Raw genomic sequence first — 15,810 nt, forward strand, 5'->3', positions numbered from 1 at the left:
CCCTTTTTCAGCCTATGAATCTTATCAGTCGTTAGAGCGAGAGCTGTTCAATGTGCTTAAAAATATTGGCGGAAGTCATAAAGTGGCTTTTTCATAAAGGTTAAATTAATTTTACATGGGTACTTAGTTCGTTATGCACCAGTATTGGTAACACACCCGTGAAACCAAAATCCAGTGTTATACTCTAGGGTACTATTAACCTCTCATTCTTAAGTGTATTTTTATATGCTTATTGAATATGGTACTATTTTCTTTAAGATGCTTACCTTTCCCTTGATGATCAGCCGAATTCGAGTCACCTTAAAGAATAAATTTGAGACTAAAGGTGCACAATGTCTAATATTTTCGGACACAAATAAATACAAGGAATACTATTTATGAAAAGATTGTTGGCCATTTTTGGCAATATATTGTTGCTCACTATAATTTTTTTACCCTTTGGAGTGTCTTATGCTGAGGAGAAAAAAATTAGTAAAGCAGAGCTTGATCAAATGATGGCTCCGATAGCGTTATATCCAGATGCATTGCTATCACAAATCCTAATGGCAACTACCTATCCTGCAGATATCACTGAAGCAGTGCAATGGTCAAAAGATAACCCTAAACAAGAAGGTGATGCTGCTGTTAAAGCAGTTCAAGATAAACCTTGGGATGCTAGCGTAATGTCTTTAGTCGCATTTCCACAAGTTTTGAGCATGATGGGGACGCAACCTGATTGGGTAAAAAGTGTAGGCGATGCTTTTTTGGCAAGCCCTGAAGATGTCATGGATACTGTTCAGAAATTACGTAAGAAGGCTAAAGATGAGGGCAATCTTGAAACGACTGAGCAGCAAAAGGTTATTGTAGAAGAAAAGGCGACAGAAACGATTATTGTCATAGAACCGGCTGATCCGCAAGTTGTCTATGTCCCTGTTTACAATACTACGGTTGTTTACGGTACTTGGTGGTGGCCGCATTATACGCCTTGGTACTATTACCCGCCAGGTTATGCCGTCATGAGAGGAGTAGGTTTTGCTGTAGGAGTGGGAATTACTCATGCTCTATGGGGGAACTGTTCATGGGGGCATGGTCATGGCAATGTTAATATTAACGTTAATAGATACAATAGTATTAATGTTAATAACAAAATTAATTCTAATAATAGAAATACAACTTGGAATCATAATTCTAATAATCGCGGAAATAAGGCACCTCGTAATAAAGCAAACTTTCAGAAAACCGGTAATCGGTCAGGTACTACGCAGCGCCAGAATTACAGAGGTCGGGATGCACAACGCGATCAAGCACGTACAGCTTTAGATAAGCGTGCAGTCAGCCCTAGTGTGGGGCGTAAACAGTTACAAGGAGATGCAGGCAGAAAAGCACGGGAATCAGTTAACCAGGCTAATCGTAATTTTTCACAGCATAAATCGAGTCGTAATACAGGGATTACTAAGCAAACAAATAGAGCAAGTCATTCACCAAGACAATCACAGAATAATGCGTTTCAAGGAGTTGGTAACGCGCAGCAAACTAAGAGGAATATTAACCGAGGAAACTCTAGTCATCGTTCAATGACTAGGCAACGTAGTAGCGGTGGAACTCGTTCAGGTGGCGCACGCAGAGGCGGCGGTCGTAGATAAAAGGAATCAATAAATGAGCTATATAATTTTAAATATTCGAGTGATTATGACTACTCAATCCCGAGCTATGAGAAATTTCTTATTCGGAACACTTCTTAGCGGAATTTTTTTATTCTCAGTATCTTGCTCACAAACAGACTTACATCGTACAGTGATGCAGGACTCTTCACTTCTCAGTCAGAGGGTATTTACTACAGCAGAGGAAGCTAACAACACTTTCGAATTAGCCCTTAAACAGAATAATATAAAATTGCTCCAAGAAATATTAGGTGCTGACTATCAAGAAGTTCTGCCAGTAGATACAGTTAGCAATGAGGATGTGAAAAAATATATTACTGCTTGGGAAAAGGAGCATGTACTGTTATCTGATGGCGATAAAAAAATGTTAATTGCTGTTGGTGCAGAGCAGTGGGTGATGCCTATTCCTATTGTTTTGGGGGCATCTGGGTGGTATTTTGATATTAAAGAAGGCCTTGAGCGCATACGCATTCGTCGTATTGGTAGAAATGAACTTGCTGCTATGACAGCGGTACTAGCCTTTTATGACGCACAAATGGAATATGTCAAACTGGACCATGATAATGATGGTGTGCTGGAATATGCTCAAAAGTTTATTAGTGGCTCTGGAATGCATGATGGCCTATATTGGGAAAATAATTCTGAAAAGACCTTGGGTCCATTGTTCTTACAAGGTATTCAGGGGAATTGTTTTCACGGTTATCATTATAAAATTCTTACTGCACAGGGAGAGTATGCCCAAGGCGGAGCTTATAGTTATTTACAAGGAAATAATATGACGCTGGGGTTTGCATTAGTTGCATGGCCTGAGGAGTATGGTGAAAGTGGCATAATGAGTTTTTTAGTTAGTGATAAAGGTATCATCTATGAGCAAGATTTAGGTGAGGATAGCACAAATATTGCTGAAAATATGTCTACTTTTAATCCAGATTTAAACTGGAAGCCAGTTGATGAGGTTTATAAACGATAAGCTAAATATTGATTTTTAGCTTTGCTGGTAACTAAGAAGAGTGAGGGTATATTCTTAATGGGTAAAGATGATTTATAAAATAAGTGTATGTCATATTTTCAATATTAGTTTGGAGTGGTGGGCTACTTCTTACTGTCCACCACTCCAGATAAATTCCTTAAAACAACCCCGTAATCACACCTTCATCAGTAATATCAATACGCTCTGCTGCTGGCGTTTTAGGTAGACCTGGCATGGTCATCATATTGCCAGCAATTGCAACAATAAATCCTGCTCCATTAGCTAGTCTAACTTCAGTAATTTCTACCGTATGACCCGATGGTGCGCCTATTGCTGTCGGATTGGTTGAAAATGACATTTGCGTTTTTGCCATACAAATCGGGAAGTGACCATATTCCGCTTGTAGGGCTTTAACCTCTGCTTTGACTTTTGGGCTGGCAGTAACCTTTGCTGCACCGTGTAATTTAGTCGAAATTGCTTCGATTTTGTCCCAAAGGGGTAATGATTCATCGTACACAAAACGACAGCCTGGCTCGCGATTATCCACGATATTAACCACTTCTTGTGCTAAAGCTTCTGCGCCTGCACCGCCTTCTGCCCAATGTTTGGAAACGATACATTTTGCACCGAGTGCCTCACATTTTTTGATAATCAAGGCAACTTCCGCTTCAGTATCAAAAGTAAAATGGTTGATGCACACTACGCAAGGTAAGCCGTAGTGTTCAGTGATGTTATGTAAATGACGTTCCAGATTAGCAAAGCCAGATTCTATTGCGGCTAGGTTTTCATTATTTAGTTCGTCTTTTTTCACTCCTCCATGTGACTTTATTGCTCTTGCCGTTGCTACTAAGACAACAGCTGAGGGCTTAAGTCCTGCCATACGGCATTTAATGTCGATAAATTTTTCTGCCCCTAAATCGGCACCAAATCCTGCTTCAGTAATGGCATAATCAGCCAGTTTTAAAGCGGTTTTAGTTGCCGTTACCGTATTACAGCCGTGTGCGATATTGGCAAAAGGTCCACCATGAATAATGGCTAGGTTGTTTTCTAGGGTTTGTACTAGGTTGGGTTTGATCGCGTCTTTTAATAGTGCGGCCATTGCACCTTGGGCGTTCAAATCACGCGCATAAACAGGTGTGATTTTATCTGTTTTATAGGCGATAACGATACGTCCTAGACGTTCTTTTAGGTCGGCACGGTTAGTGGCTAAACATAAAATTGCCATCACTTCTGAAGCAACCACAATATCATAGCCATCTTCACGACAATAGCCGTTTGCAGGGCCGCCTTGACCGACAGTGATTTGACGTAATGCGCGGTCATTCATATCTACGACACGTTTCCACTTTATGCGGCGTGAGTCTATGCCCAATTCGTTACCGTGATTAATATGGTTATCAATCATCGCTGATAATAAATTATGTGCGACACCAATAGCATGAAAATCACCAGTAAAATGTAGGTTAATATCCTCCATTGGGACAACCTGAGAATAACCACCACCAGCCGCGCCGCCTTTCATACCAAAGCAAGGGCCGAGCGATGGCTCGCGCAAACACATAATGGTTTTCTTGCCGATGCGGTTCATAGCATCGCCTAAACCAACGGTTGTCGTGGTTTTACCTTCGCCTGCAGGAGTTGGGCTAATGGCGGTGACTAAAATCAGTTTGCCGTCTTGTTGGTCTTTTAGGCTATTTACATACTCTAGTGATATTTTAGCTTTGTAGTGACCGTAAGGGTCTAAGTGTTCTGCTGGGATATTAAATTTTTCTGCTGCTAACTTAATAATCGGCTGCATTTTGGCTTTTTGGGCAATTTCTATATCGGACATGCTTGTATTTTCGGGTAAATAAAGGGTGAGGTAAACGTAAAAAGCCTACTTTATGATGCAGGCTTTGGTTTTATTTTTTTGTAGGTTGGGTTAGATTTTTCTTGCGAAGCAATAAAAACGTAACCGAACAATAATGCTACTAAGAAATGTTGGGTTCTGTTATCTGTGTTTTGCTGGGTAAGCCAACCTACACATCATTTAATCGCGATAAACAGGAAAGTGCTTGCATAAAGCATGCACTTTTTCACGTACTGCGGTAATGATCGTTTCATCTTCTAGATTTTCCATGACATCACACATCCAGTTGGCAATGTCAGTAACTTCGTTTTCTTTAAAGCCTCTTGATGTTGGTGCGGGCGTACCTATGCGGATGCCACTAGTGACGAAGGGTGATTCTGGGTCATTGGGTACGGCATTTTTATTGACCGTGATGTGTGCTAAACCTAAGGCTGCATCAGCAGCTTTACCGGTGATACCTTTGGGGATTAATGACACCAGCATTAGGTGGTTATCTGTACCGCCAGAAACAACATCGAAACCACGGTCTATAAATACGGTAGCCATAGCTTGCGCATTTTTAATGACTTGTTTTTGATAAGTTTTGAATTCAGGTTGTAAAGCTTCTTTAAAGGCAACGGCTTTTGCTGCAATTACATGCATTAATGGACCGCCTTGGATACCAGGGAAAATATTAGAATTAAATTTTTTCTCTAGTTCAGGGTTGCTTTTACACAAGATCAAACCACCGCGTGGGCCACGTAATGATTTATGCGTGGTACTGGTGACGACATCAGCAATAGGGACTGGATTTGGATATAAACCGGCAGCGACTAAGCCAGCAACATGCGCCATATCAACAAATAAATAAGCACCGACTTTATCAGCAATCTCTCTAAAACGCTGCCAATCCCAGATGCGTGAATAAGCAGAAAATCCAGCAACGAGTACTTTAGGTTTGTGCTCTAAAGCAAGTGCTTCCACTTGGTCGTAATCAATTTCACCTGTTTCATAATCTAAACCGTACTGTACTGCGTGGTAGATTTTGCCAGAAAAATTAGGTTTTGCACCATGGGTTAAATGCCCGCCATCAGCAAGACTTAAACCTAGGATTGTGTCGCCAGGCTGAATTAATGCCATAAACACGGCCATGTTAGCTTGCGAACCAGAGTGAGGCTGCACGTTAGCGTAATCCGCACCAAATAATTCCTTTGCGCGGTCTATCGCTAGTTGTTCTGCTTTATCGACATATTCGCAGCCACCATAATAACGTTTGCCCGGATAACCTTCTGCATATTTATTAGTTAATAGTGTGCCTTGAGCTTCCATGACGCGTGGGCTGGTGTAGTTTTCTGAGGCAATTAATTCTATATGGTCTTCTTGGCGTTGACGTTCCTCTTCAATCGCTTGGAAGAGTTCATCGTCAAAACCCGCAATAGACATTGATTTTTTAAACATGGTGGTTTCCTTAATTGGGAATGTTTTATGTAAGCTGTGGTTGGATAAGCAATATTTGTAGGTCAGCGACATTAGTGCCGGTTGCACCTGTGATGAGCAAATCCTCGGATATTTGTAAAGCGTGATAGGCATCATTATTGGCTAAATATTGTTTAGGCTCAATAGTTGCGTTGCGCATACGTGCTATAGTTTGTTGGTCAACTATGCCACCTGCGGCATCAGTCGGGCCGTCACGACCATCAGTGCCACCACTTAAAAACACCCAATTTGCGTTAAGTTGGTGCTTTTCGGCGGCGATTGCAAAGGCTAGTGCCATTTCTTGATTGCGTCCGCCTAGTCCTGTTCCTGTAATAGTTACCGTGGTTTCGCCGCCCGCTAAAATTGCATTGGGCTTATTTATGCCACTAGATAGTAATGCTTGAGCGTAGATAACTAAATCTTCTGCAATGTGTTTGGCTTCGCCGCTAAGTTGGTCGCTGTATAAATGCAGGTCGTAAGCCAGGTTTTGAGCCATTTGGCTAGTGGCTTGTAGGCTAATGGTGTTACTGCCGCATAGTGTGTGACCCGTGTTATTGAAAATAGCATCACCTGTTTTAGCTGTTTCGCTGATAATGCCTTGCGCGCCATTTTCTAAATGGGTTTGTACATTTTGCGTTATTTTATGCCAAATGTTCTTGTCTTTGAATACTTGTATGGCATCGTTAAACGTCGTGTCATCAGCAATAGTTGGGCCGCTGGCGATATCGCTTAACTCATCACTAAGTACGTCAGATAAAATAAGTGCATGTAAATCAGCGGGAGCAGTAAATTTTGCTAAGCCACCGCCTTTGATTTGTGATAAATGTTTGCGTACGCAATTTATTTCATTAATGGTTGCACCAGAGGCAAGTAATAAATCAGTGGTTGCTATTTTTTCATTCAAGCTAATGCCGTCAGCAGGGAGGGGGATAAGCGCAGAACCACCACCGGAAACTAAGGCTAAAACAAGCTCACCTTGTTGTGCTTGTTGTGCTATTTTTGCAATGCGCTGTGCTGCTACAAAACCAGCCTGGTCTGGGAGTGGGTGATTGGCACCGAGTATTTCAATATTAGCTAGTTCGGTAACATTTTCGTAATTGGTAATAGCAAGAATGGGTTGTGCTAAAAGCTGAGCGGGGATGATTTCTTGCGCTGCTTTTGCCATAGAGCAGGCAGCTTTACCAAAGGCAATAACATAAATTTTTTGCCAGTTGCCACTACGCTTGGCTCTATTATCTAAATCTAAAGCGATGTCTAATTGCTCACCATCACTTTGCAAGCAACGCTTAACAGCTGAATAGGGATCAGCCGCTTGAATGCCTGCTTGAAAAATAGCGAGAGCATCTTGGCGTAAGTCATTAGTCGCTTGCGTCATGGATTATTTTTCATTATGCCATTTCTTTAGCTAATTTGAAAATTAATTCAGCATCCAAAACTTGCTTGTTATCCTCAAATAACCGAGCGATACAGGCGCGGTGCAAGGCTAGCTTGAAAGCACCAAAACCAATAGCACCCCAGATAATTTTACCATGGCGGTCAATACCTTTATCCAGCATGTCAGTGCCACCTATGCCGATAGGTGGCGTAGCATTAGCATCGGCCAACATTTCTAAATTAGGGTTGTTTTGCCAGTGCTCAGGCTTTAATAGTTCAATACCTGCAGCTCCGGTTGCTAACACGATGTTGGCGTTTTTAATAGCGTCACCTCGCGCATCACTATCGCTTGCTTCGGCCGCTGATAAATCGACATTAAAACGCTCTTTCATAGTTAAGCATGCTTTTTCTGAGTTGGCTAAGCTGCGCGATACTATCGTGACGTGAGCGCCTTCTTCAGCAAGCATCACGGCCGCTCGCTGACCAACAGGCCCCGTACCTGCTAGTACGACGGCTTGTTTGCCTATTAATGTGCCACTGCTGGCTAATTTAGCGACTACTGCAGCGGCTGTGGTGTTGCTGCCATTACTGTCGAGCATGACTGAGACTTGAAAGCCAGGGAAAAAGTAAGAGCGCACCGCGTTAAACAGTACTTGTCCGGCTGCCATATCGCTACCGCCAACGAAAATTGCAGTGTTTTTTTTATCTTTAGGGGGGCGGGTGAAAATAGTGCCTTCAACTAAAGCACGTACATTTTCAGGCGTTAGATTACCATGACCAATCACATGATCAGCACCGCCATCATAGGCAACAACGCTATCAAAAACAGAGGGATGGGTGTCAGTATCAAATTGAAATAACAGTTTTTTCATTAAACTACCTAAAAAATGCCACAATAATGCGTTTAAACGAGTATAAAATAGCGCTATTATAACGCATAAAATAAGTTCAGCCTGAATTGTCGTACTGTGGAGCTAAGGTTTTTGTTTGTTGCTTGGTACTGAAAAATTGCTTATTACATTGGGGTGATGAGGTTATGGATTTTTGTATAAATTAAGTAAGCGTAAGCCGATATAGGAAAGTAGATGAAAACACCCATAGTTATAGCCGTTACCGGCGCAGCAGGGCAGATAAGTTATTCTTTGTTGTTTCGCATTGCCTCTGGTGAATTATTTGGTTTGGAGCAACCGATCATATTGCGCTTGCTAGAGGTCACCTCTGTATTGGATAAGTTGCTTGGTGTCGTTATGGAGTTAAACGATTGTGCTTACCCCTTATTGCAAAAAGTGATTTCTACCGATGATTCAAAGCTTGCTTTTAATGGTGCTGACTATGTCTTCTTAGTGGGAGCAAAGCCACGCAAAACAGGGATGAAAAGAAAAGACTTGCTTGAAAGTAATGCGGTTATTTTTGCTGAGCAAGGTAAGGCATTAAATGCAGTCGCTAGTAGACATGTAAAAGTGTTAGTAACAGGTAACCCTGCAAATACTAATGCTTTGATTACCCAATCTAATGCACCAGACTTAAATTCTAGTTGTTTTGCAGGTATGACTATGCTCGATCATAATAGGGCGATTAATCAATTGGCTGAAAAGTGTGGCGTGCGCTCTAAAGATATAAAAAATATAATTGTTTGGGGTAATCATTCAGAAACCCAGTATCCTGACTTGCATCATGCAACTGTGAAAGGGCAGAAGGCTTTTGCTTTGGTTGACGATGCATGGATTACGGAGGATTTTATTCCCACAGTGCAGCATCGAGGGGGAGCTATCCTTGAGGCGCGTGGGCTGTCAAGCGCCGCCTCAGCCGCGCATGCTGCTATTGTTCAGATGCGGGCTTGGGCTTTAGGGACTAAAGGTGATGACTGGGTTAGTATGGCCGTGGCCTCTGACGGTAGTTATGGTATTGAAAAAGGTTTGTTTTACTCTTTTCCTGTGCGTGTTGCTGTAGATGGCGAAGCGTCCATTGTTAATGATTTGAAAATAGAAGAATTTAGCCTGGAGCGTATGCAAGCAACTGAGCAGGAATTAAAAGAAGAGCGTATGACGATTCGACATTTGCTATAAAGTTTACTGTTAGAGGTGTATGGCCTAAAGTCTTGGATTTATAAAAAATTATTTCTAACTGCAAAGCCCCATAAATAAAGGCGGCTATTCTGTCGCCTTTATTTATGGAATTTCATGATAGCGTTTCTTTTTACATTAAGGTGAGAAGCTCATTTAAAATTTTGCCATTGCTCACTAGGATTTGTTTGGGGTAAATGCCGGGATTACCTTTGAAGTCAGTTATAGTGCCCCCCGCTTCTTGGACAATTAAAGCGCCGGCAGCAATATCGTATAAATTCAATTCTTGTTCCCAGAAAGCATCTAGCTGACCATCTGCCACTAAGCATAAATCCATAGCAGCAGAACCTAAACGTCGTTGCCCCGTCGTTTTTTGTGCAATGCGACAAAAACGCTCTAGATTATTGTCTTCTAGGTGGGAGCGTAAACAAGCAAAACCAGTACCAATCATTGAGTTGCCTAGGTCGGTTTCATTGGATACTTGTATTTTCTTACCATTTTTAAATGCCCCCTTGCCTTTTTCAGCGCAATAATAATCATTTAAAGCAGGTGCGAAGACAGCACCAACAATCAATTCTTGATCAAGCTCTAAGGCAACACTGATTGACCAATAATATTGGCCTTTAGCAAATGAGTGGGTGCCATCGATAGGGTCAACGATCCAGCGTTTAGTTTGATTGTTACTTTGTCCACTTTCTTCTCCCCAAAAACCATACTCTGGGTAGTGTTTGCCTAATTCAGCTTGTAAAAATTTTTCAACGGAAACGTCGGCAGCAGTAACAAAGTCTCTGGGACTTTTTTGTGATATTTCTAAATTTTGTAGGTCATTGAAGTAGCTTAAGGCGATGTCACCCGCTTCGCGGATAATAACTTCTAGCGTGCTTAGTGATACTGTCATGGATAATGGCTCGTGAAATAAATTAGTGGAAGCGATAGTATAGCAATAACTTGAAGTTACTTATGTATGCATTTTATTGACGTGTTGTGGCTAAAATCTTGAACGCTAAAATGATTTCCTATATAGTTGAGCCACAATACTTTCCTGTCGTAATGGATTACCGAGACAAATAATAAATAATGATGACCTGAGTGTCGTCTATAAGAGAGGCTTTTGATGAGTGGATTGAGTGCAGAGAGTTTAGGTTTAAAAAGTATAGCAAGTATTTATCATAACCTAAGTCACGATGAGTTATTTGAGCATGAGCTAAAGAACAAAGAAGGCAAGGTTGCTAGTAGCGGTGCTATGATGGTCGATACGGGTATTTTTACTGGCCGATCGCCAAAAGATAAATATTTTGTAGAGCAATCTCCATCAAAAGAGAATATTTCTTGGGGAGCTGTTAATAAACCTATTTCGTGCGAGCACTTTGATGAGATCTATGATGATGTTATTGATTATTTATCTGATAAAGATCTTTATGTTACGGATGGCTATTCAGGGGCAAGTGTAACATCACGTAAATCTGTACGCTTTATTACTGAATTTGCATGGCAATCACACTTTGTCAAAAACATGTTTATCCCTCCCAAGGAGGATGAACTAGAGAATTTTGCACCTGATTTTCGTGTTTATAACGCGAGTAATATGAAAAATGAAAAATGGCAAAAGCACGGACTTAATTCTGAAGTGTTTGTTATTTTCAATATAGAAAAAAATGTCGCCATTATCGGTGGCACTTGGTATGGCGGTGAGATGAAGAAAGGCATCTTTACCATGATGAATTACTGGTTACCATTGAAAGGAGTTTTATCAATGCACTGTAGTGCCAATGTCGGTAAAGAGGGCGATGTTGCGTTATTCTTTGGTCTATCAGGCACTGGTAAAACAACACTTTCGACCGATTCAGCACGTGAATTAATCGGTGATGATGAGCATGGTTGGGATGATGATGGTGTATTCAATTTTGAAGGCGGGTGTTATGCAAAAACAATTGACCTTTCTGCCGAAAACGAGCCTGAAATTTATGGTGCAATTAAGCATGGCGCTTTACTAGAAAATGTCGTGGCTGATGATGATGGTATCGTTGATTTTACGGATAAATCGAAAACAGAAAATACTCGTGTTTCTTACCCAATTCATCATATAGAAAATCATAGAGCGAGCTTACAAGCAGGTATGCCACGCAATATTATCTTTTTAAGTTGTGATGCTTTTGGTGTTTTGCCGCCCGTCTCTAAATTAACTAAAGAGCAAGCAATGTATTATTTCTTATCTGGTTATACAGCAAAGGTAGCTGGTACAGAACGAGGTATTACTGAGCCTGTTACCGCTTTTTCCGCTTGTTTTGGTGAGGCTTTCTTACCTTTGCATCCAACAGTCTATGCTAAATTACTAGGTGAAAAAATGGAGGAGCATAGCGTTAATGCTTATCTAGTTAATACAGGCTGGGTTGGTGGTGGTTATGGCGTAGGTAGTAGGATGAGTATTAAAGGGACGCGGGCTTGTATTAATGCAATTTTAGATGGTAGTATCAATGATTCTGAATTTGAAACAGTACCTTTCTTTCAGTTGCATATACCTAAAACTCTGGGGGGTGTTGAGACAAGCTTATTAAATCCGCGTAATGCTTGGGAAGATAAGGAAAGTTATGATACAACTGCAGAAAAATTAGCTGGGCTATTTATCAAGAACTTTAAAAAATATACTGATAGTAATAATGGTTTTGACTTTACTAAAGCAGGGCCACAGATATAAGTTAGGCTGAAGCCTAAGAAATATCAATAAAGGGAGAGTCGACATAAGTTGACTCTCCCTTTTTTATGTTGCTGAAGTTTAATTCAATAGACGAATTCCTTAGCAGTTGTTATAGTTTTCAATATTATGACGTATAGATTTTTTGCGTATTAACATTTTTTACATTTATCTTTAGGAGAAAACTCGATGGCGATTAAAATTGCAATTAATGGTTACGGTCGGATTGGTCGTTGTGTCGTACGTGCAATCTATGAAGCAAACCGTAAAGCTGAAGTAGAGGTTGTTGCGATCAATGATTTAGGTGACACAGCAACGAATGCACATTTAACGCAATATGATTCAGTGCATGGGAAATTTCCATTTGAAGTTACTATGGATGGCGACTATATGATTATTGACGGCGATAGGATTCGCGTATTAGCAGAAAGAGACCCATCAAAGCTACCGTGGACTGAACTAGGTGTAGATGTTGTTCATGAATGTACTGGTTTTTTTGCGACTAAAGAAAAAGCTTCGGCTCACTTATCTGCAGGTGCTAAAAAAGTGATTATTTCTGCCCCAGGTGGTAATGACGTTGATGCAACTATTGTTTATGGCGTAAACCACGATACTTTAAAAGCATCGGATACGGTTATTTCTAATGCCTCTTGTACGACCAATTGCCTTGCGCCTTTAGTTAAACCTTTGTTAACGGGTATAGGCATTGAGACGGGGCTAATGACTACGATTCATTCTTATACCAATGATCAAGTATTAACCGATGTATATCATAAAGATTTACGTCGTGCGCGCTCTGCGACGCAGTCAATGATTCCGACTAAAACCGGAGCTGCAGCCGCTATTGGTTTGGTTTTCCCAGAGTTAGTTGGTAAGTTTGATGGCTTTGCGATGCGTGTACCTACGATTAACGTATCGGTAGTTGATTTGACTTTTGTTGCATCACGGCCAACCTCTAAAGAAGAAATTGATGGTTTGTTAAAAACAGCATCTGAAGGGCCATTAAAAGGTGTGTTAGGTTTTAATGATAAGCCTTTGGTATCTATGGATTTTAATCATGACCCCGCGTCTTCAACTTATGAATCTAGCTTTACTAAAGTAACCGGTGGCGTTTTAGTTAAAGTGCTGTCTTGGTATGATAATGAGTGGGGTTTTTCAAACCGTATGTTAGATACTACGGTTGCTTTGATGAATGCTAAATAATTAACAATTTATATTAGAAGTTATTTATTTAGGGCGCAGATATAGTTGGTTATATCTGCGCTTTTGTTGTCACTTAAATTAGTTGGGCTTGCTCTATATGCGTATTTTAAAAAGAACTAAAATTGTGGCGACCTTAGGTCCTGCTACAGACGACCTTGAAGTATTAGAGAAATTATTTTGGGCGGGTATTGATGTCGTACGCTTAAATTTTTCTCACGGCTCTGCTCAAGATCATATTGATCGTGCTAATAATGTCCGTGCCATTATTGACAAGACAGGTTATCGCGTAGGAATTCTGGCTGATTTACAAGGACCAAAAATTCGTATTGCGCGCTTTGCCAATGATAAAGTTTGGCTAAATGAAGGGCAGAAGTTTGCTTTAGATATAAATTTAGGTGAAAACGAAGGTGATCATGGTCAAGTTGGGATTACTTATGAGCCTTTAGCTAATGAAGTCGTTGAAGGTAGTCGCTTATTGCTTGATGATGGGCGTATTGTTTTAGATGTGGTCAATGTTGAGCATGGGCGAGTTAATTGTATCGTCGTGGTTGGCGGTCAATTATCCAATAACAAAGGTATTAATCTATTAGGTGGCGGTTTATCTGCAGCGGCATTAACAGAAAAAGATATTGATGATATACAAACGATTGCAGCCATAAATGCTGATTTTGTAGCAATTTCTTTTCCTCGTTCTGCTGATGATATGCATTATGCGCGTAAACTTTTAAATGAGGCGGGCTGTTATGCAAGTTTAGTTGCTAAAATAGAGCGTGCAGAAGCTATGGAGGTAATGGATGAAATTATTCTAGCTTCTGATGTCATTATGGTTGCGCGTGGTGATTTAGGCGTGGAAATTGGCGATGCTAATTTACCGGCTGCGCAAAAGCAATTAATCAGGCGTGCTAGGCAGTTAAATAGGGCGGTTATTACTGCAACGCAGATGATGGAGTCAATGATTGATAATCCGATTCCGACGCGAGCGGAAGTATTTGATGTTGCTAATGCGGTTGTAGATGGTACTGATGCCATTATGCTTTCTGCTGAGACAGCAATGGGTAAGTACCCGGTGAAAACGGTTGAAGCGATGACGCGTATTTGTTTGGAAACAGAAAAGCAAAAAAGTGTACGTAAGTCCAAGCACCGAGTTGATACGCAGTTCACTCGTGTTGATGAGGCAATTGCTATGTCAGCAATGTATCTTGCCAACCATACTAATATAAAGGGGTTGATTGCACTTACTCAATCAGGTGCTACACCTTTATGGATGTCTCGGATTAGTTCTGGCCTACCGATTTTTGCTTTTAGTAGCCAAGAACCTACACTGGGTAAAGTGACTTTATACCGTGGTGTAATTCCGGTGTATTATTCTCTAGAAGCTCAGGATCATGCAGAGGTTAATAGGGAAATTATCGATGTGTTAAAGACGCTTGGCTATGCAAAAAAAGGTGATACTTTTATTATTACTAAAGGTGATTTGACTGGGCAAGAAGGTGGTACAAATGCCTTAAAAGTTGTGACGGTCGGGGAGGGTTTAATCCCAGCTTAAGATAAACTCCTTATAGTAACCCCCGTAACCGCGAACACAAATGTTTATACAGTGCTGAAGATAGGCAAAAAGACTAGCAATATGGACGCGGGGTATAAAGAATGTTGTAGGGTGCGCTGAGGAACGAAGCGCATCGTTTATGTGATGCGCTCCTATTGTCATCATATACCAGCCTGTGGATAATAAGGCGTTACATTGAGTGTCGATTATTTCTGGTTTTAGCTTATCAAATATCAGGTTTGTATGTCTTGAATTTTTATTTTTTCTACACTGAGTCCATTATTAATTTCAGCATAGTATTTATCCCTAAAGCCGCCCAAGACGGTTTTCTGTTCTTGTTCACTGACGCCGACATTATCTAATGCCATACGTGCTAGCTCTATGCTGACTTCAACATATTCCGAGACTGCGCCATCAGCGCCTAAACTGCGTAATTCAAGACACTGAGTCAGGCTGTGTCCGCGTACGAAAATTTTCCTATGGGGATAGGATGTACATAATGATGCGACTAATTTTTCGGTTGCTTCTGGGTCATTGACGGTAACGAGGATAACTTTTGCATGTTCTGCGCCGATGGACTTTAATACTTCGGGGTTACGGACATCACCATAAAAAACCGGAAAACCATTGGCACGTTCTCTTTCTACAATGGCAGCATCGGAATCTAAGGCGACATAGGTATAACCAGAGAGAGATAGGATTTCACCGATGCGATGCCCTACGCGACCAAACCCTGCAAGCACTATGGGCGTGTTGCTTTCCATAGCGGGTTCAGGCTCTTGTGTTTCTAGTGCGCCTTCAGATTTAATTAGGCGTTGAGCAAGGTATGCCAGTAGTGGTGTGACCAGCATGCTGAGCAAAACGATAAGCAGTAATTGTTGAAACAACAAGTCACCTGAATTCAAGTCATAAGTGCATAACCCAGTAAATTTTTTATATCTACCCCAGTTAGCTCTTCAAAAGCTTCATAAGGTGTTTTGTAGTTCAGACATTTTTTAGGTCGATTATTAAGCTTATC

The 15,810-nt window shown here is 41.0% G+C and carries 12 protein-coding genes and 1 pseudogene; 6 read left to right on the forward strand and 7 right to left on the reverse strand.

Annotated features, from left to right (window positions below):
- The first annotated feature begins 377 nt into the window (after positions 1 to 377).
- Complete coding sequence (locus tag BQ7314_RS14195) at positions 378 to 1,622, forward strand: DUF3300 domain-containing protein (protein WP_174484349.1); 1,245 nt, start codon at positions 378 to 380, stop codon at positions 1,620 to 1,622.
- A gap of 154 nt (positions 1,623 to 1,776) precedes the next feature.
- Positions 1,777 to 2,610 (forward strand): DUF2950 family protein, encoded by an 834-nt coding sequence (locus BQ7314_RS14200; protein ID WP_245395014.1) that lies wholly within the window; start codon positions 1,777 to 1,779, stop codon positions 2,608 to 2,610.
- Between the two features lie 157 nt (positions 2,611 to 2,767).
- On the opposite strand, the gene BQ7314_RS14205 is transcribed toward BQ7314_RS14200, so the two are convergent.
- The 4 genes from BQ7314_RS14205 to BQ7314_RS14220 all read right to left on the reverse strand — a co-directional run bounded on the left by BQ7314_RS14205 (position 2,768) and on the right by BQ7314_RS14220 (position 8,160).
- Entirely contained in the window at positions 2,768 to 4,441 is a 1,674-nt protein-coding gene (locus tag BQ7314_RS14205) for a formate--tetrahydrofolate ligase (protein ID WP_174484351.1), read from the reverse strand.
- 198 nt (positions 4,442 to 4,639) lie between these two features.
- The gene (gene glyA / locus BQ7314_RS14210) at positions 4,640 to 5,896 is read right to left on the reverse strand and encodes a serine hydroxymethyltransferase (RefSeq protein ID WP_174484352.1); all 1,257 of its coding nucleotides are present in this window, start codon (positions 5,894 to 5,896) and stop codon (positions 4,640 to 4,642) included.
- A 25-nt stretch (positions 5,897 to 5,921) separates the two neighbouring features.
- Complete coding sequence (locus BQ7314_RS14215; RefSeq protein WP_174484353.1) at positions 5,922 to 7,289, reverse strand: glycerate kinase type-2 family protein; 1,368 nt, start codon at positions 7,287 to 7,289, stop codon at positions 5,922 to 5,924.
- A gap of 13 nt (positions 7,290 to 7,302) precedes the next feature.
- Complete coding sequence (locus tag BQ7314_RS14220) at positions 7,303 to 8,160, reverse strand: NADP-dependent methylenetetrahydromethanopterin/methylenetetrahydrofolate dehydrogenase (protein WP_174484354.1); 858 nt, start codon at positions 8,158 to 8,160, stop codon at positions 7,303 to 7,305.
- Positions 8,161 to 8,373: 213 nt separating this feature from the next.
- Between BQ7314_RS14220 and BQ7314_RS14225 the strand changes: the two genes are divergently transcribed.
- Positions 8,374 to 9,354: a malate dehydrogenase gene (locus BQ7314_RS14225; RefSeq protein WP_174484355.1), complete on the forward strand. Its 981-nt coding sequence runs from the start codon at positions 8,374 to 8,376 to the stop codon at positions 9,352 to 9,354.
- Between the two features lie 130 nt (positions 9,355 to 9,484).
- On the opposite strand, the gene BQ7314_RS14230 is transcribed toward BQ7314_RS14225, so the two are convergent.
- Positions 9,485 to 10,249 (reverse strand): inositol monophosphatase family protein, encoded by a 765-nt coding sequence (locus BQ7314_RS14230; protein WP_174484356.1) that lies wholly within the window; start codon positions 10,247 to 10,249, stop codon positions 9,485 to 9,487.
- A 216-nt stretch (positions 10,250 to 10,465) separates the two neighbouring features.
- Here BQ7314_RS14230 and pckA point away from each other — a divergent pair, with 216 nt between their 5' ends.
- From pckA to pyk, 3 genes are all read left to right on the forward strand, one after another.
- Complete coding sequence (gene pckA, locus BQ7314_RS14235) at positions 10,466 to 12,046, forward strand: phosphoenolpyruvate carboxykinase (ATP) (RefSeq protein WP_174484357.1); 1,581 nt, start codon at positions 10,466 to 10,468, stop codon at positions 12,044 to 12,046.
- Between the two features lie 186 nt (positions 12,047 to 12,232).
- On the forward strand, positions 12,233 to 13,246 hold the full coding sequence (gap, locus tag BQ7314_RS14240; RefSeq protein ID WP_174484358.1) for a type I glyceraldehyde-3-phosphate dehydrogenase: 1,014 nt from the start codon (positions 12,233 to 12,235) through the stop codon (positions 13,244 to 13,246).
- A 97-nt stretch (positions 13,247 to 13,343) separates the two neighbouring features.
- A complete protein-coding gene (gene pyk / locus BQ7314_RS14245; RefSeq protein WP_174484359.1) occupies positions 13,344 to 14,792 on the forward strand; it encodes a pyruvate kinase in 1,449 nt (482 codons plus the stop codon).
- Between the two features lie 233 nt (positions 14,793 to 15,025).
- Here the strand turns inward: pyk and BQ7314_RS14250 are convergent, their stop codons facing one another.
- Positions 15,026 to 15,679, reverse strand: a complete 654-nt coding sequence (locus BQ7314_RS14250; protein WP_174484360.1) for an NAD-binding protein — start codon at positions 15,677 to 15,679, stop codon at positions 15,026 to 15,028.
- 14 nt (positions 15,680 to 15,693) lie between these two features.
- Positions 15,694 to 15,810, reverse strand: a pseudogene (locus BQ7314_RS16185) (IS30 family transposase); the annotation flags it as partial.

Origin of the sequence: methanotrophic endosymbiont of Bathymodiolus puteoserpentis (Logatchev) (genome assembly GCF_900128525.1) — a bacterium.
Taxonomy (GTDB): domain Bacteria; phylum Pseudomonadota; class Gammaproteobacteria; order Methylococcales; family Methylomonadaceae; genus Methyloprofundus.